Consider the following 23,992-nt stretch of genomic DNA (forward strand, 5'->3'; position numbering starts at 1 on the left):
TGCTCTTCCGTGAACCGCTTCTTCAAGTCCGTTCTCCTCGTATAAAACGAACTTTACTAAGTTTCAGGTGGCCCTGTTTAGGGGGAGCAGGTCAGCGCTACGGCAAGTACAAGACGGTGCACAAGCGCTTCACCCGCTGGGCGGCGCGCGGCGTCTGGGAACGGGTCTTCGCCCTGATGGTGGCCGACCGCCATAACGACTACCTGCTGATCGACAGCACCATCGTGCGCGCCCATCAGCAGGCGGTGACCGGCAAAGGGGGGGCAAAAATCCGGCGGTGGGGCGTTCCCGAGGGGGATTGAGCACCAAGATTCACCTGGCTGCCGACGAGCGGGGACGACCGCTGCGCCTGCTGCTGACCGCCGGCCAGGTCAACGACGTCACCCAGGCGCCGGCCCTGCTGCACGGCTTCCGTCCGCGTTGGGTACTGGCCGACAAGGGCTATGACAGCCGAGCGCTGGTGGCCGCGATCGAGTCGTTGGGCGCCCAGGCAGTCATCCCGCCGCGCCGCTGCCAACGGCCGCGTCCCTTCGACGCGAGGCGCTACCGGATGCGCAACGCGATCGAGCGCTGTTTCGGCCGCCTCAAGCAGTGGCGGCGACTGGCGACCCGCTACGACCGCAAGGCCTGCCACTTTATGGCGTTCCTCTGCCTGGCGGCCTTCCTGATCTGGAATCCGTGAATGTCGATCCAGCCTAGCGCTTCTTCGCGCCGGCGGGGTGGGGACGCGTCTCCCTGGTCGTGGTGACGGCCGGGGAGGCTTGCTTTGGGGTGCGGGCGGGGTGACGTCAGCCCGCGGGTCTTTATTTGGTGTCGCGGTCTTTTCCAAAAACTTCCGATAAGAATTATTATGAGAAAATTTTTCTCGTGACGATGTTATAAATCATGTAATACGTAATATATTAACATACTCAGAGTCTGGCAAAACCGGTACAATCCGGGTATTGCATACGAGCGGGAAAAACATGGCCTCCGATATCTACGCGCGCATCCGGCAAGCGGCCTTCGAACTGGTCGCCGAGGGGAGCTGGCCGACCGTCGCCGACGTGCGGCAGCGACTGGGCACCGGTTCTAACACCACGATCAACAACACGCTGAAGGAATGGCGCCACGAATTTCTGTCCCGCATCGCGACGTCGGCGCGCCGGCCCGACTGGTCGCCGGGTGTCGCCGAGGCGTTCGAGCAGGTGTGGCAGAAGGCTTGCGACGAGGCGGAGCGCCAGCTCGAGGGGGTCAAGGCCGAAGCGCTGGCGCAGGTGGAGGCGCTGGAGGGCGACCTTGCCGCCCTGAAGGTCGAGCTCGACGCGCGAGCGGGCGAGCTGGCTGCGCTGGCGAACCTGCTGGACGGCAAGAACGCGCAGATAGACGCGCTGGAGAAGCAGCTGCGATCCGAGGAGGCGAGGGCGCGCACCCAGGACGAGCGGCTGGCGCAACTGGACGCCGAGCTGGCCGACGCGAGGCAGGCCCTGCGCGAACAGCAGGCGCAGGCCGAGGCGAGGTTGGCCGAGGCGGAGGCGCGCGCCGAGCAGCGCGTGCGCGAGGAGAGGGAGCAGGCGGAAAGGCGCGAGGCGCTCGCCTACGAGCGGCTCGACGGGCTCAGGGTGCGGCTTTACGAGCAGGTGGAGGAGGAGCGCGGCCAGATGAAGGCGGCGCAAAAGCGGCTGGACGAGGAGCTGGCCGCCGAGCGCAAGGCGCGCCGGCTCGACGAGGAAAAATGGCGCGCGCGGCTGGGCGAGTTCGAGCGGGAGAACGGCCGGCTGTCCGCCGGACTCGAGGTACAGGCGGCGCGCGGCGAACAGCTTGCGGCCGAGCTGGCGCGCGAGCGTGAGGCGGGGCTCGAACTGCAGCGCGAACTGCTCAGGGTCAGCGAGCAGGTCGGCCGCTGGCGCGAGCGGCAGGCGGCGCTACCGTCCCGGCTGGGTGCGCGACTGGCGGCAGCGAGGGCCGAGCTGGTCACGCTGGACGAGGCGGGTATCCAGCGCTGGCTGCGCGACGGCCTCGCCGAGCCGGCCGACGAAGTCTGATCAGAACAGCGCGGCGAGCGGGGCGACCAGCGCCTCGAGGTGGCGGGCGTCGACCTCGTCGAAGTCCGCCGGCACGTCCGCGTCGATGTCGAGCACGGCGACGACGCGGCCGGCCGTGTCGCGAACCGGTACGACGATCTCGCTGCGCGCGCTCGACGAGCAGGCGATATGACCGGGGAAGGCGTCGACGTCAGGTACGAGCAGCGTGCGGTTTTCCTTCCACGCCGCGCCGCAGACGCCGCGGCCGTAGGGGATGCGCGTGCAGGCGATCGGCCCCTGGAAGGGGCCGAGCACCAGTTGCTCGCCCTTGACGAGGTAAAAACCGGTCCACAATCGCGGAAAGGTCGCGTGGAGCGCGGCGGTGAGGTTGGCGAGGCAGGCGACGACGTCGGTCTCGCCGTCGATCAGCGCAAGCGCTTGTGGCAGCAGCGCGCGGTAGCGTTCGTCCTTGCTATCGCCGGTGACGGTCAGGGTTTCGGCCATGGTGGATCCTTGAGCGGTGAAGCGTGCAAGCGTATCAAGGTCGGCGCGCCGTCGCCAGCGCCGGCCGCCCGCCAAGAAAAAACCCGGCCGAGGCCGGGTTTGCTTCCTTTGTAGCTTGCCGCGTTCTGCGGTCTCATTCTTTACATCATGTGCTGGCCGCCGTTGATCGACAGATCCGCGCCGGTCATGAAACCGGCCAGGTCCGACGCCAGGTAGGCGACCAGGTTGGCGATCTCCTCGGGCTTGCCGAGGCGGCCGACCGGGATCTGGGCGATGATCTTGTTGCGCACTTCTTCCGGCACGGCCATCACCATTTCGGTGGCAATGTAGCCCGGGGAGATGGTGTTGACGGTCACGCCTTTTTTGGCGACTTCCTGCGCCAGGGCCATGGTGAAGCCGTGCATGCCGGCCTTGGCGGCCGAGTAGTTGGTCTGGCCGAACTGGCCCTTCTGGCCGTTGATCGACGAGATGTTGACGATGCGACCGAAGCCGCGCTCGACCATGCCGTCGACCACGCCCTTGCACATATTGAACACCGAGTCGAGGTTGGTCTTGATGACCGCGTCCCAGCCGTCCTTGTCGAGGCGCTTGAAGGTGGCGTCACGGGTGATGCCGGCGTTGTTCACCAGCACGTCGACCGGGCCGACTTCGGCGGCGACCTTGGCGGCCAGCGCCTGGCAGGAGTCGTAGTCGGCCACATCGCACTGATAGGCGTGGAAGCTGTAGCCCTGTTCTTTTGCGTCGGCGAGCCATTTCTCTTCGCGGCCGGGCTTGCTGTAGGTGGTGACCACGGTATGGCCGGCGTCAGCCAGAGCCTTGCAGATGGCGGTGCCGATGCCGCCCATGCCGCCGGTAACCAGTGCGATCCGCTTTGTCATTGCGCTACTCCTTGTGTAGTTGGGTGTGTGGGAAGGAGGATAAAGTATTTTCGATGACAAACAGGTTAAAGCATATGCTCTAGCCGGCCGCGTGTAAATACGGAGCGCCGTTAAATTTCATGCATCAGGCATTGCCGAGCTCCCGGCTCAACCGCTGCAGGAAATCGAAGCGGAAAGGCAGGATGGCGCCGTCTGCCGCTGCCTGCTTGACCGCGCAGCCGGGTTCCTGCAAATGCGCACAATTATGAAATCTGCATTTTCCGATCAGCGGGCGCAGTTCGGGGAAATAATGTGGCAGCTCCGGCACCTTGAGATGGTTCAGGCCGAAGGCCTGCAGGCCGGGCGAGTCGATCAGCCGGCTGTCGCCGTCCAGATGGTAGAGCGTCGCGTGCGTCGTCGTGTGCCGCCCCGAGTCGAGCGCCTCGGAGATGTCGCCGACGCGCGCCTCGGCGTGCGGCAGGATCGCGTTGGTCAGCGTCGATTTGCCCATGCCCGACTGGCCGACCAGCACGCAGGTCTCGCCCTCGAGCAGAGGGTGGATCGCCGCGATGTCGGCCTTGGCCGAGACGGTGACGATGCGGTAGCCGAGCCCGGCGTAAGGGGCGAGTCTTTCGAGCAGCGCGCCGGTTTCCGGCAGGTCGGTCTTGTTGACGACGATGACCGGATCGATGTCGTAGGCCTCGGCCGCCAGCAGGCAGCGGTTCAGCAGCTCCTCGCTCGGCGTCGGTACCGCGGCGATCACGAACAGGATGCGCGTTACGTTGGCGGCGATCAGCTTGGTTTTCCAGTCGTCCTGGCGGTAGAGCAGGCTCTGGCGCTCGTGGACGCGCTCGATCACCGCCTGCTCGCGGTTCTGCACCAGGATGTCGACGATATCGCCGCAGGCGTAGTCGACGCGCTTGCCGCGTGTGGTGCAGTCGTAGGTGTGGCCTTGCGATTCGACGATGAAGCGCCGCCCGTGGCTTTTGACAATCAGACCCTGCTGCTTCATGCGGTGGCAACCAGCGCGTCGGTCTTGGCCGCGCAGATGAAGTCGTTCAGCGTCAGCCCGCCGGCGTCGTGCGTCGAGAAGTTCACCACCACGCGGTTGTAGTGCACCGACAGGTCGGGGTGGTGGTCTTCGCGGTGGGCGACGAAGGCCAGCGCGTTGACGAAGGCGATCGTGCGGTAGTAGTCGGGAAAGCGGAAGGTCTTGGTCAGTTGTCCGTCGCGGATCGTCCAGTCGGGCAGTTTGGCGAGCAGGCTCTCGCGGGCGGCGTCGTCCAGCGCGGCCTTGCCGAGCTGGGGTTCGCAGTGCAGGGTCAGGAGGTTCATCGGGGGCTTCCCTGTTGGAGATGGGCGATACGCAGCGCGGCCGGCGGGTGCGAATCGTAGAAGGCCGAGTGTAGCGGGTCGGGCGTCAGCGTCGCGGCGTTGTCGCGGTAGAGCTTGATCAGCGCCGACACCAGGTCGGCGGCGCGCGTTTCGCGCGCGGCGAAGCCGTCGGCCTCGTATTCGTGGTGGCGCGACATGCGGCTCGCCAGCGGCGTCAGCGGAAAGGTGAAGGCCGGCAGCGCCATGAAGAACAGCAGCAGCGCCGCGGCGTGCGACGGGGTGCCGACGCCGAGGCCTTGGTAAAACCACGGCGCGTCGACCAGTTGGCCGAGCAGGGCGAGGCAGCCGAGGCTGGTGCCGAAGGTGAACAGCATGCGCTTGACGATGTGGTGGCGCTTGAAGTGGCCGAGCTCGTGCGCGAGCACCGCCTCGACCTCGGCCGGCGTCAGCTGCGTAAGCAGCGTGTCGAAGAACACGATGCGACGGGCGGCGCCGAAACCGGTGAAGTAGGCGTTGCCGTGGCTGGAGCGGCGCGAGCCGTCCATCACGAACAGGCCCTTGGCGCGAAAGCCGGTGCGCGCCATCAGCGCGTTGATGCGCTCGGCCAACGCCGGGTCGGCCAGTGGGGTGAACTTATTGAAGAGCGGCGCGATCAGCGTCGGGTAGATCACCACGAGGGCGAGGCTGGTGCCGCTCCAGGCCAGCCATGCCCACAGCCACCACGCGTCGCCCGCCGCGCCCATCAGCCATAGCACCAGCGCGGTCAGCGGTAGGCCGATGACGGCCGACACCGCCGCGCCCTTGAGCGCGTCGGCGACGAACATCGCCGGCGTCGTCCTGTTGAAGCCGAAGCGCGCCTCGAGGCCGAAGGTGCGCAGCCACGCCAGCGGCAGGCCGACGAGGCCGCTGACGAGGCCGACCAGCGCGATCAGCGCGACACCCTGCGCCAGCGGCGACGCGAACCAGCCGGCGGCGAGCGCGGCCAGCGCGTCGATGCCGCCGGCGAGCGTCAGCGCGACGATCAGCGCGGTGTCGACGATGGCGCCGACGCGGCCGAAGCGAACCCGCGCAACGGTATAGTCGGCGGCCTTCTGGTGGTCTGCGAGTGGGACATGCTCGGCGAAGGCGGGCGGGACGGCGCTCCGGTGCGCGTTCACGTGCCGGATCTGCCGCGCGGCGAGCCACAGCTTGAGGCCGAGCGAAACGAGGAGGGCGGCCAGGAAGGCCAGGGTCAGTGTCATCGGATGAGCCATAGGTATTGGGCCGGGTTTGCCGCCGCCGGTTCAATCGCGGAAAATGAGGCTTTCATCGAAAGACGCGCAAGTATGGCACAAGATTCCAACAACCTCATCTGGCTGGACATGGAAATGACCGGCCTCAACCCCGACAGCGACCGCATCATCGAGGTGGCGATGATCGTCACCGACAGCCAGCTCAACGTGCTGGCCGAATCGGCCGTCTACGTCGTGCATCAGCCGGACGCGGTGCTCGACGGCATGGACGACTGGAACAAGGCGACGCACGGCCGCTCCGGCCTGATCGACAAGGTGAAGGCGTCGACGCTGTCCGAGGCCGAGGTCGAGGAAAAGCTGCTCGCCTTCATGGCCGAGTGGGTGCCCGAGCGCACGAGCCCGATGTGCGGCAACACCATCCACCAGGACCGCCGCTTCATGGTGCGCTGGATGCCCAAGCTCGAGGCCTACTTCCACTATCGCAACCTCGACGTGTCGACGCTGAAGGAGCTGTGCAAGCGTTGGCAGCCGGAGGTCGCCAAGGGTTTCACCAAGCAGGGCAAGCACGAGGCGCTGGCCGACATCCAGGAATCGATCGACGAGCTCAAGTACTACCGCGAGCACTTCATCAAGGGCTGACGCCCGCCCGCGCCCGGTGTCGCCGGGCGCCTACCTGCCGTATCGCCGTTTGAAAGCCGTCCATGTCCCCGTACGTGATCCGTTACCACGACATCAACGCCAGCCCGATCTGGGCCCGGCTGCACCAGCACCAGCGCGCGACCCGCCACCTGCACATGCGCGAGCTGTTCGAGCGGGACCCCGAGCGCTTCGCGCGCTTCCATCTCGAGCTCGACGGTCTGCTGCTCGACTATTCGAAGAACCGCATCACCGGGCGCACGCTCGAATTGCTCGTCGAGCTGGCCGACGCGGCCGACCTGGCCGGCTGGATGGCGCGCCTCAAGGGCGGCGAGCGCGTCAACGTCAGCGAGAACCGCGCGGTGCTGCACACCGCCTTGCGCTCGCCGCGCGGCGTGCCGGTCTGGTGCGACGGGCGCGACGTGTCGCGCGACGTGCACGCCGTGCTCGACCGGATGGCCGCGTTCTGCCGGCGCGTGCGCGGCGGCGACTGGCGCGGCTTTTCCGGCCGCGCGATCACCGACGTCGTCAACCTCGGTATCGGCGGTTCCGACCTCGGGCCGCTCGCGGTGGCCGAGGCGCTGGCGCCGTACGCGTCGCCGACGCTCAACGTCCATTACGTTTCCAACGTCGACGGCGCGCACCTGGCGCGCACGCTGGCGCGCCTCGACCCGGCGACGACGTTGTTCGTCGTCGCGTCCAAGTCGTTCACCACGCCCGAGACGCTGCTCAACGCGCGCGCCGCGCGCGCCTGGTTCCGGCGCGCGGGGGGCGAGGCCGACGTCGCGCGCCACTTCGTCGCGGTGTCGAGCAACGCGCCGGCGGTGCGGGCGTTCGGCATCGACCCGGCGAACATGTTCGAATTCTGGGACTGGGTCGGCGGCCGCTACTCGACCTGGTCGGCGGTCGGCCTGTCGCTGATGCTGGCGATCGGCCCCGGGCATTTCGCCGACTTCCTTGCCGGCGGTCACGCGATGGACCGGCACTTCTTCTCGGCGCCGTTCGACGCCAACATGCCGGTGATCCTCGCGCTCGTCGGCGTCTGGTACAACACCTTCTACGGCGCGCACACGCACGCGATCATGCCGTACGACCACGGCCTGCGGCGCTTCCCGGCGCATATCCAGCAGCTGGACATGGAAAGCAACGGCAAGCGCGTCGGCCGCTACGGCGAGCGGCTCGACTTCGACACCGGCCCGGTGATCTGGGGCGAGGAGGGCGTCAACAGCCAGCACGCCTTCTTCCAGCTCTTGCACCAGGGCACGCGGCTGGTGCCGTCGGATTTCATCGTGCCGATGAACAGTCACTACCCGGTCGACGGCCAGCACGCGGTGCTGGTCGCCAACGCTTTCGCGCAGACCGAGGCGCTGATGCGCGGCAAGACCGAGGCCGAGGCCTTGGCCGAGCTGGCTGGCCTGCCGGGCGAGGCGCTCGACATGCTGCTGCCGCAGAAGCTTTTCCCCGGCAACCAGCCGTCGAACACGATCGCGATCGACAGGCTGACGCCTTACAGCCTCGGCATGTTGTTGGCGCTCTACGAGCACAAGGTGTTCGTGCAAGGGGTGATCTGGGGCATCAACTCCTTCGACCAGTGGGGCGTCGAGTACGGCAAACAGTTGGCGGCGCGCATCCTGCCGCAGCTGAGCGAGGCCGAGCCCTGTCTGCGGCACGATGCGTCGACCAACGGCCTGATCCAGTTCTTCCGGAGGCATCATGAGCGACAAGGCTGAAGCCCTCGCGCGCGCGCTCGGCCAACGTCTGGCCGCGCGCGGCGAGTCGGTGACGACGGCCGAATCGTGCACCGGCGGCCGCATCGCCGGCGCGATCACCGACGTCGCCGGCAGTTCCGGCTGGTTCGGCTACGGTTTCGTCAGCTACAGCAACGAGGCCAAGCAGAGGCTGCTCGGCGTGAGCGCGGCGACCTTGGTCGAGCACGGCGCCGTCAGCGCGGCGACGGTCGCCGAGATGGCGGCCGGCGCGCTGCGCGAGAGCGGCGCCGACTGGGCGGTCGCGGTGTCCGGCGTCGCCGGCCCGGGCGGCGGCTCGGTCGATAAGCCGGTCGGTCTGGTCTGGTTCGGTCTGGCGCAGCGCGGCGGCGTCGAAAAGGTCTTTTCGCGGCGTTTTGGCGGCGACCGCGCCGCGGTGCGCGCGGCGACGGTCGAGGTGGCGTTGGCGGCGCTGGTCGAGGCGGTCGACGCCGCGCCGCCCTTGCGCGGCTGAGCGCTCGCGTTGCCGCAGAAACAGGCTCGGCCAGCCCGGTATCAGCTTGGCCGAGCCTTTTTGTCGCCGGTTCGCGGCGGAACTCAGTCGCCGCCGTTCGTCTCGTCGTGCGCGCGCGGGTGGGTGGTGTCGTAGACGTTTGCCAGGTGCTGGTAGTCGAGGCTGGTATAGATCTGCGTCGCGGCGACGCTCGTGTGACCGAGCAGCTCCTGCACCGCGCGCAGGTCGCCCGACGACTGCAGCAAGTGGCTCGCGAACGAGTGCCGCAGCATGTGCGGGTGGACGTGGCGCGGGTGGCCGGCGGCGAGCGCCCACTGCGCCAGGCGTTTCTGCACCTGCCGCCCGGTCAGCCTTGCGCCGCGCCGCGACACGAACAGCGCCGCTGTGTCGCCGGCCAGCGTGCCGCGCAGCGGCAGCCATTCGAGCAGCGCTTCGCGCGCGACGCGGCCGACCGGCAGCAGCCTCTCCTTGTGGCTCTTGCCGAGTACGCGCACCTCGGCCTCGACGAGGTCGAGGTCGGCGAGGTCGAGGCCGACCAGCTCGGACAGGCGCATGCCGCACGAGTACAGCATCTCGAACATCGCGCGGTCGCGCACCGCCAGCGCGTCGTCGCCGACCGGTCGCGCGTCGAGCAGCGCGCAGGCGTCGTCGACCGACAGCGACTTGGGTAGCCGCTTGGGCTGGCGCCGGCGCGGCAAGGTGGCGGCCGGGTTGGCCGAGAGCAGCCCTTCGTCGACCCAGAACTGGAAGAAGCGCCGCCAGGCGGAGCGCTTGCGCGCCAGGCTCTTCTCGGCCAGGCCCGCAGCCTTCAGCGCCATCTGACGCGCGACAAGGTCGGTGCTGCTCAGTTCTAGCGGCGCACCGCCGGCCTCGGCCAACTGTGCCAGGTCGCGCCGGTAGGCGTCGCGCGTGTGCAGGCTCTTGCCTGCCTGCGCGAGCATGGCGTCGAAGCGGGCGAGGGCGGCGCCCCAGTCCAGCGGCGGCTCGTTCGGAGGGACGGTTTCGGCCCGGTCGGGCGCGGCAGGGGGGGGCGGGTGGTCGCTGCTGTCGAATGGGTCGGGCATGAAGCCTTTCGCGTCTCGTGGTCGTTCCGCTGCGCGCAACAGAAGGCCGCCCGATCGCGGGCGGCCCGTGTCGCCGCGCTGCCGCTTACGGTTTGACGAATTCGTTCTCGATGTCGTCCAGCGTGATCTGCCAGGCGTCGAGCATGTAGCGCAGCAATGCCATCTCGGCTTCGCTGATGGTGCCGTCCGATTTGCACACGTCGATCGCCAGCGCCGCGGCGAGGATGCGCTGCTTGCGCTCGGTGATGTCGTCGAGCAGTGAATCAAGTCGCGACTTGTCGATCAGGTGGATGGTGCCGTCGCCGTCGGCCTCGTCGGAGATGTCGTCGCAGTAGTCGACCAGAATCTGGATGAACTGTTTGCGCGACAGGCCGAGAATCTCGTAGATGTGCAGATTTTCAAGGCTCTCTATCTCGCGCGGGTCCATATTGCCGTCGGTGATCATGAACATGGCGAGCAGTCGGGCCAGCGCCTCGGGGCTGTTCGGGCTATAGGTCTTCATTCTGTCCTCCTTGTTCTTGTGCGGGGCACCGCGTCGCGGCGGGGCGTTGGCCGTGCGCGCTGGTCTTAATCTTGCCACCGATGTCCCGCGTTTGTCATCGACCGTCGTCGAGAAAAATGCCTTTCCCGGTGGCGGGTGTGGAGGCGTCGGCAAGGCGCGCGCGATCGCCGGCAAATGCTTATTGGAAGGTTGGTTTCGTTAAAAAATGACGAAGTGCTCTGCTCTAGATCAAACGGGTGGCGCAAAGCTTTGTTAGACTGGGGATGTTTTTAGCGCTCGCGAAGGAGGCCGAGATGTACCAGCGCATTTTCGTTCCGGTGGACGACAGCGAGACTTCCAATCTGGCCCTCGACGAGGGCTGCAAACTCGCCATCGAGGTGGGGGCGCAGTTGCGTCTGGTGCACGTGATCGATCTGGCGCAGTTCGGCTGGGGAGGGACGGAGTTTCTCGACGCGGCGGACCTGCAAAAATCGATCAAGCAGGCGGGCGAGCAGGTGTTGGCGCAGGCCGAGCAGCGTGCGCGCAAGCTGGGCGCCTCGCCCGAGGCGCACATTCTGGAAAGCTGGGGCGACAAGATCGCCGCGATGCTACTGGAAGACGCGAAAAGCTGGCGTGCCGACCTCGTGGTGATGGGGACCCACGGCTGGAGCGGCCTGATGCACCTGCTGATGGGGAGTGTCGCCGAAGGCGTGCTCAAGCATGCCGACGTGCCGGTGCTGCTGGTGCGCAACCCGGGGCGTTGATGAGGGCTGAACGGGTGCCGCGACGAGGGCGGCACCCGGTTCGGGGATGCCGTAGCCTTAGTGGCTGGTGGCCTCCTGGCCCGCTTCCGACTCTTGGGCGTCGAGTTTTGCTCGCACCGCCTTCTTCAGGCTCTTGTAAAGGTCGGGGTGGGTTTCCTTCAGGTACTCCACGATTTCGAAATCTTCGCGGCGTACCTTGGAAAGGTCGATTTGTTCCACGTGCACCAGGCGGAGCAGCTCGCGCACCGGCTTGGGCATGTTGCGACCGGATTCGTAGCGGGAGCCGCCGGACTGGGTCACGCCGATCCGGCTCCAGAATTCCTGCTGGTTCAGGCCGAGCTTGCGCCGGATTTCCCGCGGGTTCGGGATTTTTTCGAAAAGTTTCATGGTCGTCCTCGATTTGCTAAAAAAATGATGCCCAAAGGGTATTCCATTCTGCTTGCTTACGACACCCTAAACATAGCAAAAAATCCACCGGGAATATTCATATTTGGGCATGACGCCATGTTTGCAATCGGCATTGTGCATGCGCGCGAACGGGCGATGCCGTATCAGGCGCTGCGGGCCGTCTGCCCGGTGTGCTTCGCGGAAGAGGGGGGGTGGCGAGCCTGACCCCCGGCACTTGTACTAAGTAGTTGTGGCTGCTTCCTTCCGGACCTGACCAGGTTGGCTACCGTACAATGCGGGGAGACCCGCCGCAGAAGACATACGATTATATCGATGTAATGCAGTTTTACCAAGAGGCAAGTTCAATGTTTTACAACAAACGCTTGCCGCATGGCCGGAGCTGCGGTGACCGAATAATCAAAATCAATAAAACATGGCTTCTGACGTTGCCGACCGGTTAACCAGTCCCCTATCGAGGTCAAGTCAGAATTTATGACCTTGACGAGGGGGAAAAGTTTAGCTTTTCGTCAAAAAAAATGACGATGCTGTGTCGGGCTACGCCGCAAAGCCGTCATGCTCCGTCCCAGCGGGCGCGGGGGCGAACATCGACGTCGCGCAGTATACCTCGGGCGTCGCGCGAACACAAAACAATGCGCCCATTTCGGTGTGGCCGGTTCGTCATGCTTTTCGTGTCGCGGCGCTGGACAATATTTCCACTATTCTTGTATTGTTGAAATATGGAAAAGCATACCGCTACCCGACTCTTCGAGTCGCTGTCCTCCGGCGTGCGACTCGACATCTACCGCCTACTGGTCAGGCGCGGCCTGGATGGCCTCGTCGCCGGCGAGATCGCCGCCGCGCTTGCGCTGCCGGCCAACTCCGCGTCCTTCCACCTGAAGGGCATGACCCAGGCCGGCCTGCTGACGGTGCAAAAGGAAGGCCGCTTCCAGCGCTACCGCGCCAACCTGCCGCAGATGCTTGAGCTGATCGCCTACCTGACCGAGGAATGCTGCGCGGGCCAGCCCGAGCGATGCGGCGCGCCGCCGTCCGCCGCGGCGTGCTGCCCGACCGTCGCGCCACCCCCGATTATCCCTACCGTTGACGAGAGCTGAATCGATGAACGTCCTCTTTCTGTGCACCGGCAATTCCTGCCGCTCCATCCTCGGCGAGGCCACCTTCAACCATCTGGCGCCCGAAGGCTGGCGTGCGATGAGCGCCGGCAGCCAGCCGACCGGCCAGGTCCACCCGCGCTCGCTGGCGCTCCTGGCGCGCGAGGGCATTTCGACCGAGGGCTATTACAGCAAGTCCTGGGACAATTTGCCGGCGACGCCGGACATCGTGATCACCGTCTGCGCCAGCGCCGCCGGCGAAACCTGCCCGGCCTATCTCGGTCCGGTGCTGCGCAGCCACTGGGGCGTCGAGGACCCGGCGCACGCGACCGGCACCGACGAGGAGATCGACGCCGCCTTCGAAACCGCCTACCGCATCCTGCGCGCGCGCATCGAGGCTTTCCTGGCGCTGCCGCTCGACGAGCTGAAAGGCGACCGCGCACGCCTGAAGGCCGAGCTCGACCGCGTCGGCGCGCTGCTGCCTTGAGGACGCCGCGATGAGCCACGACAAACACTATCACCCGCTGATCGCCGACCGCGTGTATTTCGGCGGGGCCGCCGGCGTAGCCGCGATGGTGAACGAGGATGGCGTCGAGGTGATCGTCGACCTGCGCGAGGAGTCGACCGGCTGTGCGGCGCCGGACGCCGACGCCGTCTGGACCCGCATCCCGCTCGACGACCGTCCCGAGGCGCCGCAGAGCGCGCTGTTCAAGGCGGCGATCGACGCCGTGGTGGCGGCCTATCGCGACGGCAGGAAGGTCGGCTTCCACTGCGGCGGCGGCAAGGGCCGCACCGGCACGGTCGCCGTCGGCGTGCTGCTCGAGCTGGGGCTGTGCCGGACCTTGGCCGAGGCGGAGGCCAAGGCCCGCGAAGCGCGCCCGGTCATCAACATCAAGCCGCTGCAGCGCGTCGCCCTGCAGTCGCTCTATCCCGACGCCTGATCGTCGCGTTCACGAGGAGATTCCGATGAGAACCATCCAGATTTTCGATCCGGCCCTGTGCTGCAGCACGGGCGTATGCGGCGTGGACGTCGACCAGGCGCTGGTCGATTTCGCCGCCGATGTCGACTGGGCGCGCCAGAACGGCGCCCGCGTCGAACGCTTCAACCTCGCGCAGCAGCCGCTGGCGTTCGCGGAGAATCCGACCGTCAAGGGCTTTCTGGAACGCTCGGGCCACGAGGGGCTGCCGCTGGTGCTGGTCGACGGCGACGTGGCGATGGCGGGTCGCTACCCGAGCCGCAAGGAGCTGGCGCGCTGGGCCGGCATCGTCACGATCGGCGTGGCGCCGGCGCAAAGCGCTTGCTGTTCCGACAGCGGCTGCTGCTGAGCGGGGGTGGCGATGCGTTTCCTCGACCATCCTCCGCGTTTCCTGTTCTTCACCGGCAAGGGCGGGGTCGGCAAGACCTCGCTCGCCTGCGCCAGCGCCGTCACCCTGGCCGAGGCCGGCCGGCGGGTGCTGCTGGTCAGCACCGACCCGGCGTCCAACGTCGGGCAGGTGTTCGGTCTCGCGATCGGCAACCGCATCACCGCCATCCCGGCGGTACCGAATCTTTCGGCGCTGGAAATCGATCCGCAGGACGCCGCCCGGGCCTACCGCGACCGCCTCGTCGGCCCGGTGCGCGGCGTGTTGCCGGACGCGGTCGTCAAGGGCATCGAGGAGCAGCTGTCCGGCGCCTGTACCACCGAGATCGCGGCCTTCGACGAATTCACCGCCTTGCTGACCGACGCCGGGCTGACCGCGGGCTTCGAGCATATCGTGTTCGACACCGCGCCGACCGGCCACACCATCCGCCTGCTGCAACTGCCCGGCGCGTGGAGCGGCTTTCTCGAAACGGGCAAGGGCGACGCCTCCTGCCTCGGCCCGCTGGCCGGGCTGGAAAAGCAGCGCAGCCAGTACCAGGCCGCGGTCGCCGCGCTGGCCGACCCGCAGCGCACGCGGCTGGTGCTGGTCGCCCGCGCCCAGCGCGCTGCGCTGCGCGAGGTCGCCCGCACCCACGAGGAGCTGGCCGCGATCGGGCTGAGCCGGCAGTCGCTGGTGATCAACGGCATCCTGCCCTCCGGCGCGGCGCAAGGCGACGCGCTGGCCGCCGCCATCGTCCGGCGCGAAGCCGAGGCCCTGGCCGGGCTGCCCGTCGCCTTGCAGGCGCTGCCCGTCGACAAGGTGGCGCTCAAACCCTTCAACCTGGTCGGGCTCGACGCCTTGCGCCGCCTGCTGGCGGACGACGAGACGGACGCGACGGACGACGACGGCGCCGAGGCGTGCGCATTCGACGCGCCGGCGCTGTCTTCCCTGGTCGACGCGATCGCGGCCGACGGCCACGGACTGGTGATGCTGATGGGCAAGGGCGGCGTCGGCAAGACCACGCTGGCCGCCGCGATCGCGCTGGCGCTCGCGCTCGCGCGGCGCGGCCTGCCGGTGCACCTGACGACCTCGGACCCGGCCGCCCATCTGGCCAAGACGCTCGACGGCGCCGTGGACACGCTGACCGTCAGCCGCATCGACCCGCGCGAGGAAACCGAGCGCTACCGCCGGCAGGTGCTGGCGAGCAAGGGCGCCGGGCTGGACGCCGAAGGACGCGCGCTGCTCGAGGAGGATCTGCGTTCGCCGTGCACCGAGGAGATCGCCGTGTTCCAGGCCTTCTCGCGCATCATCCGCGAAGCCGGGCGGAAATTCGTCGTGATGGATACCGCGCCGACCGGCCACACCCTGCTGCTGCTGGACGCCACCGGCGCCTACCACCGCGAGGTGTCGCGCCAGATGGGCGGCAAGGGACTGCACTTCAGTACGCCGATGATGCAGTTGCAGGACCCGGAACAAACCAAAACGCTGATCGTGACCTTGGCCGAGACCACGCCGGTGCTCGAGGCGGCCAGGCTGCAGGAAGACCTGCGCCGCGCCGGCATCGAGCCGTGGGCCTGGGTGGTCAACAACAGCGTGGCCGCCAGCCGGCCGCGCGCGCCGCTGCTGCGCCGCCGCGCGGCGAACGAACTTGCGGAAATCGACGCCGTCGCCACGCGCCACGCCCGTCGCTACGCCGTGGTGCCGCTGCTCGACGAGGAGCCGGTCGGCGTCGCGCGCTTGCTGCAACTTTCCGCCCCCGCGGGCACAGGAGTCTGACATGGCCGATAAGGTCGACAACATGATCGCCACCTGCGCCGGCCATCCGGCGCGCACCGTCGTCGCGTCGTGCCAGGCCGCCGCCCTCCCTATCGAGAAGGCCGGCGCCTTGGCGTTGCGGCACGCGCCGAACCAGACGGGGGAGGGCTGAACGATGGACCTGCCACGTCGTCTCGTCGCCGAATGGCTGGGCACGGCCTTGCTGCTGGCCACCGTGGTCGGCTCCGGCATCATGGCCGAGCGCCTGTCGGGCGGCAGCGTCGGGCTGGCGTTGCTGGCCAACGCGATCGCCACCGGCGGCGGTCTGGTCGCGCTGATCCTGACCTTCGGCGGCGTCTCGGGCGCCCACTTCAACCCGGCGGTGTCGCTCGCCGCCGCGCTCAGGCGCGAGCTGTCGGGCCGCGAGGCCGGCCTCTACATGCTGGCCCAGCTTCTCGGCGCCTTCTGCGGCGTCGCCGCCGCGCACGGCATGTTCGGCGAGCCGCTGTTCTTCGCGTCGCAGCACGTCCGCACCGGCCCGGCGCAGTGGTGGAGCGAATTCGTCGCCACCTTCGGCCTGCTGGCGGTGATCTTCGGCTGTTCGCGCAGCCGCCCGGAAGCCGTACCGTACGCGGTGGCGTCCTACATCGTCGGCGCCTACTGGTTCACCGCGTCGACCTCGTTCGCCAATCCGGCGGTCACGCTGGCGCGCGCCGCCACCGATACTTTCGCCGGCATCCGTCCGCTGGACGCGCCGGGCTTCATCGCCGCGCAACTGGCCGGCGCGCTCGCCGCGACCGTGCTGTTCGGCTGGCTGCTGCGCGACAAGTCGCCGCTGGCGCTCGACCTGATGGCCAATGCCGGCGAGGATCGCACGGTCAAGCCGCTGCACGACGAGGCGTGACGACGGTCCGCCATCCGGATCTTTCGTGCGGGCCATGGACGATCTTGGTGTGGTCAGCTCGGGGCGAGCCCATTCGGGCCGCCCCGTTTTTTCGCGCGTGCCCGGCCGAGTCGGCGTCCCCGCCGGGCGGGCATGAAAAAAGCGCCTCCGGCCGGAGGCGCTCGGGCGGGGCGCGGCGGGCTCAGGGCAGCAGCAGCGACAATTCCCCGGCCGCCTCGCGCAACACCGGCAGCACGCGGCTTTCCAGCTCGGCGACCGGCACGCGCGCCGCCTGCACGCCGACGTTGATCGCGGCGACCACGCGGCCGTCCTGCGCGACGATGGGCACCGCGATCGAGCGAAGGCCGATTTCCAGCTCCTGGTCGATGATCGCGTAGCCCTGCGCGCGAACCTTCGCCAGCTCGGCGGCGAGCGCGTCGGCGCTGATCAGCGTGTGCGGGGTGTACTGCACCAGCTTCACGCGCGCCAGGTAGGCGTCCAGCTCGTCGGCCGGCAGCTGGGACAGCAGCACGCGGCCCATCGACGTGCACGAGGCGGGCAGGCGGCTGCCGATGTCCAGGTCGATCGTCATGATGCGCGAGGTCGACGCGCGCGCGATGTAGAGGATCTCGTCGCCGTCGAGGATGGCGATCGATGAGGACTCGTTCAGCACGTTGCTGACGTGGCGCAGCACCGGCTGCGCGGCCTTGGCGAGCGGCGTCGACGCGAGGTAGGCGTGGCCGAGCGACAGGATACGCGGCCGCAGCGCGAAGTTGCGGCCGTCCTCGGCGGCGACGAAGCCGAGCTTGGCCAGCGTGTACAGGCAGCGGCGCACCGCCGCGCGCGGGATGCCGGTCTTCTGGCTGATCTGCGAGATCGACATCAGCCGGCGCTGCTGCGAGAAGGCCTGGATCACCGCCAGGCCGCGCGCCAGCGAGGTCATGAAATTCGGGTCGCCGCTTTGCGAGGCGATGTCGTCGGCGGCAGTCTGCGCGCCGTCGTCGGCCTCGGGGGTGTCGAGCAGCGCGTCGTCGGCGCGGGCCGGGAAGTCGTCGTGGGGCATGGGGTTCCGTTCGCTGTGGTCGGTCGGGCGCATATTGCATGGCGACAATGCGGCGTCGGCACGGCCGCTCCGCACGGTGAGCATAGCCGATGTCCGAATATCGCACAATGTTCCGATTGTCGGCGTATTCGGTGCGCGATACGTCCTTTTGCACGACTTCCTGGTTCGATAAATCGACAAGCGCGCGATAGACGCACGCCAGAACGCCGGGCCTCACCCGCGCGTCGCCTTTCGGGTTGACCCCTTTCACCGCCCGCGTGTCCCCCCTTCCCCTCGGCCAACGTGCGCAAGGGCAACCCCTTCCTGCGCTACGCCTTTTCCCCCTTCATGCATAACGTTTCGGCCGTTCACCGGGTGGTTGTACAAAATTCGTTCGTTTATCGAACGGTATTTCGATTATCGCCCTTGACGCGCATGGGTAGCCCCCCCTAGATTGATGTTCGACAGTCGAACCAGTGTGCGAAAAACGAACGGTTCTTCTGGGGTCGGGGCCGCCATGACGGCTTCCCCGGCGTGGCAAAGCGGACGGGCGGCGCCCAGGCGCCGCCCGCGCCGACGATTTCCTCATCCATCCGCCGCGTACCGGCGGACATGCAACAGGACCGCATCCCGAACGGGATGAAGCGAGCGAGACCATGATCGACAAGACCGTATCCTCCCTCGAGGAGGCCGTCGCCGGCATCCACGACGGCGCCACCGTGATGATCGGCGGCTTCGGCACGGCAGGGCAGCCGGCCGAGCTGATCGACGCGCTGATCGCGCAGGGCGCGCGTGACCTCACCATCGTCAACAACAACGCCGGCAACGGCGAGATCGGCCTGGCGGCGCTCCTGAAGGCCCGCCGCGTGAAGAAAATCATCTGCTCCTTCCCGCGCCAGGCCGATTCGCAGATCTTCGACGCGCTCTATCGTGCCGGCGAAATCGAGCTGGAACTGGTGCCGCAGGGCAACCTCGCCGCGCGCATCCAGGCCGCCGGCGCCGGCCTGGGCGCGATCTTCACCCCGACCGGCTACGGCACGCTGTTGGCCGAGGGCAAGGAGACGCGCGAGATCGACGGCAAGCACTATGTGCTCGAGTACCCGATCCACGCCGACTTCGCGCTGATCAAGGCGCTCAAGGGCGACCGCTGGGGCAACCTGATCTACCGCAAGGCGGCGCGCAACTTCGGCCCGATCATGGCGACCGCGGCCGCCACCACCATCGCGCAGGTCTCCGAGATCGTGCCACTGGGCGAGCTCGATCCCGAAGTGATCGTGACCCCGGGTATTTTCGTGCAGCGCGTGGTCGCCGTCGGCGGCGCCGCCGCGAAAGCGGCGTAAAGGAGTAAAGAGATGAACAAACTGACCCGCGACCAGATGGCCGAACGCGTCGCCCGCGACATTCCCGAAGGTTCGTACGTGAACCTCGGCATCGGCCTGCCGACCAAGGTGGCCAACTACCTGCCCAAAGACCGCGAGATCTTCCTGCACAGCGAAAACGGCCTGTTGGGCATGGGCGAGGCGCCCGAGCCGGGCGAGGAAGACCCGGAACTGATCAACGCCGGCAAGGAGCCGGTGACGCTGCTCGAGGGCGGCAGCTTCTTCCACCACGGCGACTCGTTCGCGATGATGCGCGGCGGCCACCTCGACTACTGCGTGCTCGGCGCCTTCCAGGTGTCGGCCAGCGGCGACCTGGCCAACTGGCACACCGGCGCGCCCGGCGCGATCCCGGCGGTCGGCGGCGCGATGGACCTGGCGGTCGGCGCCAAGCAGGTGTTCGTGATGATGGAGCACCTGACCAAGACCGGCGAATGCAAGCTGGTCGAGCGCTGCGCCTACCCGGTGACCGGCATCGGCTGCGTCGATCGCATCTATACCGATCTGGCCGTGATCGACGTGACGCCGGAAGGCCTCGTCGTGCGCGAAATGGTCGAGGGCCTGTCCTTCGACGAACTGCAGAAAATCACCCCGGTGCCGCTGAAGCTGGCGCCGCTGGCCGCCGCCGCATAAGGACACCCATGGAAAACGCATACATCTGCGACGCGATCCGCACCCCGTTCGGCCGCTACGGCGGCACCTTGTCGAGCGTGCGCGCCGACGACCTCGGCGCCCTGCCGATCAAGGCCCTGATGGAACGCAACCCCGGCGTCGACTGGGCCGCGATCGACGACGTGATCTACGGCTGCGCCAACCAGGCCGGCGAAGACAACCGCAACGTCGCGCGCATGTCCTCCTTGCTGGCCGGCCTGCCGGTGCAGGTACCGGGCAGCACCGTCAACCGCCTGTGCGGCTCCAGCCTCGACGCGATCGGCATCGCCGCGCGCGCCATCAAGAGCGGCGAGACCGAGCTGATGATCGCCGGCGGCGTCGAGAGCATGTCGCGCGCCCCGTTCGTGATGGGCAAGGCCGACAGCGCCTTCAGCCGCAACATGAAGATCGAGGACACCACCATCGGCTGGCGCTTCGTCAACCCGCTGATGAAGGCGCAGTACGGCGTCGATTCGATGCCGGAAACCGCCGAGAACGTCGCGACCGACTTCAACATCAGCCGCGCCGACCAGGACGCGTTTGCGCTGCGCAGCCAGCAGCGCACCGCCGCCGCGCAGGAAGCCGGCCTCTTCGCCGACGAACTGATTCCGGTGACCATCCCGCAGAAGAAGGGCGACCCGCTCCTTTTCACCAAGGATGAGCACCCGCGCGCGACCTCGCTCGAAGCGCTCGCCAAACTGAAGGGCGTGGTCCGTCCGGACGGCACGGTGACCGCCGGCAACGCGTCGGGCGTCAACGACGGCGCCGCCGCGCTGCTGCTGGCCAGCGAGGCGGCCGCCGGCCGCTACGGCCTCAAGCCGCTGGCGCGCGTGGTCGCGATCGCGACCGCCGGCGTCGCGCCGCGCATCATGGGCTTCGGCCCGGCGCCGGCCGTGCGCAAGGTGCTGGCCAAGGCCGGCCTGACGCTAGCCCAGATCGACCTGATCGAGCTGAACGAAGCGTTCGCCGCGCAGGCGCTGGCGGTCACGCGCGACCTCGGCATCGCCGACGACGACGCGCGCGTCAACCCGAACGGCGGCGCGATCGCACTGGGCCACCCGCTGGGCGCCTCGGGCGCGCGCCTGGTGACCACCGCCGCCTACCAGCTGGCGCGCACCGGCGGTCGCTACGCGCTGTGTACCATGTGCATTGGAGTGGGGCAGGGCATCGCCTTGATCATCGAGCGCGTGTAGCCCCTCGACGCAACGACGCCGCCGGGCTCGGCCAACCTCGGCCCGGCCTGGCGGCTTTTTCCGGAAAACCCGCATGAACCTTCTCGAACCCCTGTTCAGGGGCCGCGACGGCCGCGCGGCCCTGATCGACCGCGTGCTCGCGCGCGCCGGAGACCGCTGATGCCTTACCTCGAATTCGAACACGAACGCTTCAACTACCGCATCGACGGCCCGGCCGGCGCGCCGGTGCTGGTGCTGTCCAACTCGCTGGGCACCACGCTCGACATGTGGCAGCCGCAGCGGGACGCCTTCGCGCGCCACTTCCGCGTGCTGCGCTACGACACGCGCGGCCACGGCGGGTCGAGCGTCGGCGCGGTGCCGTACACGATCGAACAGCTCGGCCGCGACGTCGTGAACCTGCTCGACGCGCTCGACATCGAGTCCGCGCACTTCTGCGGCATCTCGATGGGCGGCCTGACCGGCCAGTGGCTGGGCGTCAACGCGCCGAACCGGCTGGACAAGCTGGTGCTCTGCAATACCGCCGCGCGCATCGGCACCGCCGAGGCGTGGAACGGTCGCGCCGCGCTGGTGCGCGACAAGGGCATGCGGGAAGTCGCCGACGGCGCGGCGGGCCGCTGGTTCACGCGCGATTACATCGCCGCCGAGCCGGTGGTGGTCGGCGGCCTGATCGACCAGCTGCGCGACAGCCCGCCCGCCGGCTACGCCGCCTGCTGCGAGGCGCTGGCGGTGGCCGACCTCTCCGAGGACATCGCGCGCATTCCGGTGCCGACGCTGGTGGTGGCCGGCACCTTCGACCCGGTGACGACGCCGGCCGACGCCGACTTCATCGCCGAACGCGTTTCCGGCGCGCGCCGCGCCGACCTGCCGGCCTCGCACCTGTCCAACGTCGAGGCCGCCGCCGCGTTCAACCGCGCGGTGCTCGACTTCCTGCTCGGCTGACGCGGGCGCAAGGACGCTGGATGGCCGCAGAGGTGTTCGCGGCGCTGGAAGCCGCGCGCTGACGCGCGCCCCGACCGGCCCTGCGAGGCCCCGCCTCGCCGTTTTCGGCGTGCTGCGGCGCGGGACGGTTTGTCCGCGCGCCCGTGTGGCGAAGCCCGCCCGTTGCGACGACGATGAAGTCTGGACGCCGCCGGTTTTGCGGGAGGGCTGGGCATGTCGAAACTCGTCTGGGTGCTGCTGCCGCTGGCGGCGTACGCGCTGTACGTCGCCGTCTCGGCCTGGCGCGGCCGCGCGCCGTCGCGCGTGGCGCTCAATGTGCAGACCAGCCTGCTGCTGCTCGTCTACCTGCTGACGACGGCGGGGCTCGGCGTGTTCTGGGTCGCCAACCAGCAACTGCCGGTGTTCGACTGGCACTACCTGTTCGGCTACGGCACCTTGCTGCTCGTCTCGGTGCACCTGCTGTTCAACCTGCCGCAAGTGCTGCGCGGGCTGCGCCGCGCTTCGCCGCCCGCGACCGGCAACGTCCGGCGCGCCCGGACGACGCTGGCGCGGGCGCTGGCCATCGTCGCCGCGCTCGGCCTGGCCTTCTTCCTCGGCGTCCGCCACGGCGCCAGCGAGCTCGCGGTGCGCTGGGATGGTGGCGCGTCCACGGCGGGGCCGGTCGACGCGGTCGTCCGTTACCACGCCTTCTCGTCCGAGTCGCGCCGCCGCCAGTTCGAACGTGCGCCGGGCGTCGACTGGGGGGCGCCGCCGCCGGCCTTCAAGCGCTACCCCGCCGCGCCGCACCGGCCGCTGGCGCGCGACGGCGGACGCGAGCGCAGCCTCGACGAGGCGCTGCGCGCGCCGGCCGAGCGGCGCACCCCGCTGACGTTGGCCGAACTGGGCGAGCTGCTCTACCTGTCGGCCGGCGTCACCGCGCGGCGTGGCGGCCTGGCGCTGCGCGCCGCGCCGTCGTCCGGCGCGCTGTTTCCCAGCGAGCTCTACCTGATCGTGCGCCGCGTCGACGGCCTGCCCGCCGGGCTCTACCATTACGACGCCGAACGGCACCGCCTCGCCGCGCTGGGCGCGCCGCCGCAGGATGTGGGTACGCCCGGGCTGGAGGACGCCGACGCGGTCGTCGTGCTCACCGCCGTCTTCCGCCGCACCGGCTACAAATACCGCGACCGCGCCTACCGCTACGCGGTCGCGGACGCCGGCCACCTGCTCGAGAACCTGCGGCTCGCCGGGCACCGGGCGGGCATGGCGGTGACGTTCGCCGGCCGCTTCGACGAGGCGCGCAGCGCCGCGGCGCTCGGCGTTGACGGGGTCGAGGAGGGGGTGCTGGCCGTCGCCGCCTTGCATCCCGCGACCGGCGCGGCCCCGCGCCCGGCCGCGCCGCCGCGAGGGTGGTTCGCCGCGCCGCCGTCTCCGGCCGGCTCGGCGGTCGGCGTGACCGGCATGGCGCACCTCGCGACCTCGCTGCGCTGGACGCCCGACGACGTGGGCGACGGCGACATCGTCTTGCCCGCGCCCGTACCGGCCGCCGCCGGCGTGGCCGACACCCTCGTCAAGCGGCGCAGCCAGCGACGCTTTCTCGACCGGCCGGTGCCGCTCGCGGCGCTGTCGTCGCTGCTGGCCGACGTCGCGCAGCCGCCGCAACTGTCGGACGCGCTCCGCCTCTACCTCGTCGTCAACCGCGTTGCCGGGCTGGGGTCGGGGGTCTACCGCTACCGGCCGGGACACGCGCTGCAGCGTGTGCGCGACGGCGACTTCGCTGCCGCCGCGCGCTCGGCGGCCCTGTCGCAGGACGTGATCGGCGAGGCCGCCGTGGTGCTGCTGTTGTCGGCTGAACGCGGGGCCTTGTTGGCCGAGGGCGCGCGCGGCTACCGTCACGGCTACCTCGAGGCCGGCATGCTCGGCCAACGCTGGCTGCTGGGCGCCGTCGCGCGCGGTCTGGCGGCCTGCCCGGTCGGCGGCTTCTACGACGACGAGGCTGCCGCGCTGATCGGCGTCGACGGACGGCGCGAATGGGTGCTGCATTTCGCGGCCCTGGGCTGGCCGGCGTCGTGATGCCGGGCCTGACGAGAGGGAATGAACGACAGGGGCGGGAGAGGGCAGCCCGTGAAACTTGCCCATGGGTGAACTATTAGAGTCGCTAACAAAACCTACTTGATGCCGGCAGTGTGAAGCCCCATCTGGCCGGCATGAAGCGAAGTGTCGTCAGCCAGAAGCTCTGGAAAT

The 23,992-nt window shown here is 68.6% G+C and carries 26 protein-coding genes, 1 other RNA gene and 2 pseudogenes; 19 read left to right on the plus strand and 10 right to left on the minus strand.

The genetic code is table 11. From position 1 onward, the window contains the following. The 3 genes and pseudogenes from EV683_RS14445 to EV683_RS12910 all read left to right on the plus strand — a co-directional run. Window positions 1-302: pseudogene (locus EV683_RS14445) on the plus strand (hypothetical protein); the annotation flags it as partial. Next, window positions 269-682, plus strand: a pseudogene (locus EV683_RS12905) (IS5 family transposase); the annotation flags it as partial. The pseudogenes EV683_RS14445 and EV683_RS12905, both read left to right, overlap by 34 nt. A gap of 283 nt (window positions 683-965) precedes the next feature. Continuing rightward, window positions 966-2,024: a DNA-binding protein gene (locus EV683_RS12910; RefSeq protein WP_131863056.1), complete on the plus strand. Its 1,059-nt coding sequence runs from the start codon at window positions 966-968 to the stop codon at window positions 2,022-2,024. On the opposite strand, the gene EV683_RS12915 is transcribed toward EV683_RS12910, so the two are convergent. The 5 genes from EV683_RS12915 to EV683_RS12935 form a co-directional block, all read right to left on the minus strand. After that, window positions 2,025-2,507, minus strand: coding sequence for a GAF domain-containing protein (locus EV683_RS12915; protein ID WP_131863057.1), 483 nt, complete (start codon window positions 2,505-2,507; stop codon window positions 2,025-2,027). It lies immediately after the preceding gene. A gap of 140 nt (window positions 2,508-2,647) precedes the next feature. Beyond that, window positions 2,648-3,385 carry a beta-ketoacyl-ACP reductase gene (gene phbB, locus EV683_RS12920; protein WP_066614141.1) on the minus strand — a complete coding sequence of 246 codons (738 nt, stop codon included), beginning with the start codon at window positions 3,383-3,385 and terminating at the stop codon, window positions 2,648-2,650. A 124-nt stretch (window positions 3,386-3,509) separates the two neighbouring features. After that, window positions 3,510-4,376 (minus strand): ribosome small subunit-dependent GTPase A, encoded by an 867-nt coding sequence (gene rsgA, locus EV683_RS12925; RefSeq protein ID WP_131863058.1) that lies wholly within the window; start codon window positions 4,374-4,376, stop codon window positions 3,510-3,512. Further along, window positions 4,373-4,699 carry a 4a-hydroxytetrahydrobiopterin dehydratase gene (locus EV683_RS12930; protein ID WP_066614144.1) on the minus strand — a complete coding sequence of 109 codons (327 nt, stop codon included), beginning with the start codon at window positions 4,697-4,699 and terminating at the stop codon, window positions 4,373-4,375. Before EV683_RS12930 ends, rsgA begins: the two co-directional genes overlap by 4 nt. Beyond that, a complete protein-coding gene (locus EV683_RS12935) occupies window positions 4,696-5,940 on the minus strand; it encodes a M48 family metallopeptidase (RefSeq protein WP_131863059.1) in 1,245 nt (414 codons plus the stop codon). Before EV683_RS12935 ends, EV683_RS12930 begins: the two co-directional genes overlap by 4 nt. Window positions 5,941-6,024: 84 nt before the next feature. Here EV683_RS12935 and orn point away from each other — a divergent pair, with 84 nt between their 5' ends. The 3 genes from orn to EV683_RS12950 all read left to right on the plus strand — a co-directional run bounded on the left by orn (window position 6,025) and on the right by EV683_RS12950 (window position 8,787). After that, window positions 6,025-6,570 carry an oligoribonuclease gene (orn, locus tag EV683_RS12940; protein ID WP_066614150.1) on the plus strand — a complete coding sequence of 182 codons (546 nt, stop codon included), beginning with the start codon at window positions 6,025-6,027 and terminating at the stop codon, window positions 6,568-6,570. Between the two features lie 62 nt (window positions 6,571-6,632). Continuing rightward, window positions 6,633-8,297 carry a glucose-6-phosphate isomerase gene (gene pgi, locus EV683_RS12945; protein ID WP_131863060.1) on the plus strand — a complete coding sequence of 555 codons (1,665 nt, stop codon included), beginning with the start codon at window positions 6,633-6,635 and terminating at the stop codon, window positions 8,295-8,297. Continuing rightward, window positions 8,281-8,787, plus strand: a complete 507-nt coding sequence (locus EV683_RS12950; protein WP_131863061.1) for a CinA family protein — start codon at window positions 8,281-8,283, stop codon at window positions 8,785-8,787. The genes pgi and EV683_RS12950 overlap by 17 nt, the downstream gene beginning before the upstream one ends. Before the next feature lie 83 nt (window positions 8,788-8,870). Here EV683_RS12950 and EV683_RS12955 read toward each other — a convergent pair whose 3' ends face one another. Together EV683_RS12955 and EV683_RS12960 are read right to left on the minus strand one after the other, a co-directional pair. Further along, window positions 8,871-9,851, minus strand: coding sequence for a tyrosine recombinase XerC (locus EV683_RS12955; RefSeq protein ID WP_131863062.1), 981 nt, complete (start codon window positions 9,849-9,851; stop codon window positions 8,871-8,873). An 85-nt stretch (window positions 9,852-9,936) separates the two neighbouring features. Then, window positions 9,937-10,353 carry a TerB family tellurite resistance protein gene (locus EV683_RS12960; protein ID WP_066614161.1) on the minus strand — a complete coding sequence of 139 codons (417 nt, stop codon included), beginning with the start codon at window positions 10,351-10,353 and terminating at the stop codon, window positions 9,937-9,939. A gap of 293 nt (window positions 10,354-10,646) precedes the next feature. Between EV683_RS12960 and EV683_RS12965 the strand changes: the two genes are divergently transcribed. After that, entirely contained in the window at window positions 10,647-11,096 is a 450-nt protein-coding gene (locus tag EV683_RS12965; RefSeq protein ID WP_131863063.1) for a universal stress protein, read from the plus strand. A gap of 57 nt (window positions 11,097-11,153) precedes the next feature. Here the strand turns inward: EV683_RS12965 and EV683_RS12970 are convergent, their stop codons facing one another. Together EV683_RS12970 and ffs are read right to left on the minus strand one after the other, a co-directional pair. Then, window positions 11,154-11,483: a helix-turn-helix domain-containing protein gene (locus EV683_RS12970; protein ID WP_066614165.1), complete on the minus strand. Its 330-nt coding sequence runs from the start codon at window positions 11,481-11,483 to the stop codon at window positions 11,154-11,156. Between the two features lie 211 nt (window positions 11,484-11,694). Beyond that, window positions 11,695-11,793, minus strand: an RNA gene (ffs, locus tag EV683_RS12975) — signal recognition particle sRNA small type. A 427-nt stretch (window positions 11,794-12,220) separates the two neighbouring features. Between ffs and EV683_RS12980 the strand changes: the two genes are divergently transcribed. The 7 genes from EV683_RS12980 to EV683_RS13005 are packed head-to-tail and all read left to right on the plus strand — an operon-like array spanning window position 12,221 to window position 16,592. Further along, window positions 12,221-12,595, plus strand: a complete 375-nt coding sequence (locus EV683_RS12980; protein ID WP_066614167.1) for an ArsR/SmtB family transcription factor — start codon at window positions 12,221-12,223, stop codon at window positions 12,593-12,595. Window positions 12,596-12,599: 4 nt separating this feature from the next. Continuing rightward, the gene (locus EV683_RS12985; RefSeq protein WP_066614170.1) at window positions 12,600-13,079 is read left to right on the plus strand and encodes an arsenate reductase ArsC; all 480 of its coding nucleotides are present in this window, start codon (window positions 12,600-12,602) and stop codon (window positions 13,077-13,079) included. A gap of 10 nt (window positions 13,080-13,089) precedes the next feature. Next, window positions 13,090-13,533: a protein-tyrosine phosphatase family protein gene (locus EV683_RS12990; protein ID WP_131863064.1), complete on the plus strand. Its 444-nt coding sequence runs from the start codon at window positions 13,090-13,092 to the stop codon at window positions 13,531-13,533. A 25-nt stretch (window positions 13,534-13,558) separates the two neighbouring features. Next, complete coding sequence (gene arsD / locus EV683_RS12995) at window positions 13,559-13,918, plus strand: arsenite efflux transporter metallochaperone ArsD (protein ID WP_066614174.1); 360 nt, start codon at window positions 13,559-13,561, stop codon at window positions 13,916-13,918. A 12-nt stretch (window positions 13,919-13,930) separates the two neighbouring features. Continuing rightward, window positions 13,931-15,709, plus strand: coding sequence for an arsenical pump-driving ATPase (arsA, locus tag EV683_RS13000; protein ID WP_131863065.1), 1,779 nt, complete (start codon window positions 13,931-13,933; stop codon window positions 15,707-15,709). A 1-nt stretch (window position 15,710) separates the two neighbouring features. Further along, window positions 15,711-15,860, plus strand: coding sequence for a hypothetical protein (locus EV683_RS14335; protein ID WP_165916840.1), 150 nt, complete (start codon window positions 15,711-15,713; stop codon window positions 15,858-15,860). A gap of 3 nt (window positions 15,861-15,863) precedes the next feature. Beyond that, window positions 15,864-16,592: an MIP/aquaporin family protein gene (locus tag EV683_RS13005; protein WP_066614178.1), complete on the plus strand. Its 729-nt coding sequence runs from the start codon at window positions 15,864-15,866 to the stop codon at window positions 16,590-16,592. 181 nt (window positions 16,593-16,773) lie between these two features. Here the strand turns inward: EV683_RS13005 and EV683_RS13010 are convergent, their stop codons facing one another. Then, window positions 16,774-17,634, minus strand: coding sequence for an IclR family transcriptional regulator domain-containing protein (locus EV683_RS13010; RefSeq protein WP_131863066.1), 861 nt, complete (start codon window positions 17,632-17,634; stop codon window positions 16,774-16,776). 635 nt (window positions 17,635-18,269) lie between these two features. Here EV683_RS13010 and EV683_RS13015 point away from each other — a divergent pair. From EV683_RS13015 to EV683_RS13035, 5 genes are all read left to right on the plus strand, one after another. Further along, window positions 18,270-18,953, plus strand: coding sequence for a 3-oxoacid CoA-transferase subunit A (locus tag EV683_RS13015; protein WP_066614180.1), 684 nt, complete (start codon window positions 18,270-18,272; stop codon window positions 18,951-18,953). Window positions 18,954-18,965: 12 nt separating this feature from the next. Then, entirely contained in the window at window positions 18,966-19,622 is a 657-nt protein-coding gene (locus EV683_RS13020) for a 3-oxoacid CoA-transferase subunit B (protein WP_131863067.1), read from the plus strand. A gap of 8 nt (window positions 19,623-19,630) precedes the next feature. Continuing rightward, window positions 19,631-20,833, plus strand: coding sequence for a 3-oxoadipyl-CoA thiolase (gene pcaF / locus EV683_RS13025; protein ID WP_131863068.1), 1,203 nt, complete (start codon window positions 19,631-19,633; stop codon window positions 20,831-20,833). A gap of 159 nt (window positions 20,834-20,992) precedes the next feature. Further along, entirely contained in the window at window positions 20,993-21,772 is a 780-nt protein-coding gene (gene pcaD / locus EV683_RS13030) for a 3-oxoadipate enol-lactonase (protein WP_131863069.1), read from the plus strand. A 213-nt stretch (window positions 21,773-21,985) separates the two neighbouring features. Next, window positions 21,986-23,821, plus strand: coding sequence for a SagB/ThcOx family dehydrogenase (locus tag EV683_RS13035; protein ID WP_131863070.1), 1,836 nt, complete (start codon window positions 21,986-21,988; stop codon window positions 23,819-23,821). The last annotated feature ends 171 nt before the right edge of the window (window positions 23,822-23,992 follow it).

The sequence above is a fragment of the Crenobacter luteus genome (assembly GCF_004345725.1).
Classification (GTDB): Bacteria; Pseudomonadota; Gammaproteobacteria; order Burkholderiales; family Chromobacteriaceae; genus Crenobacter; species Crenobacter luteus.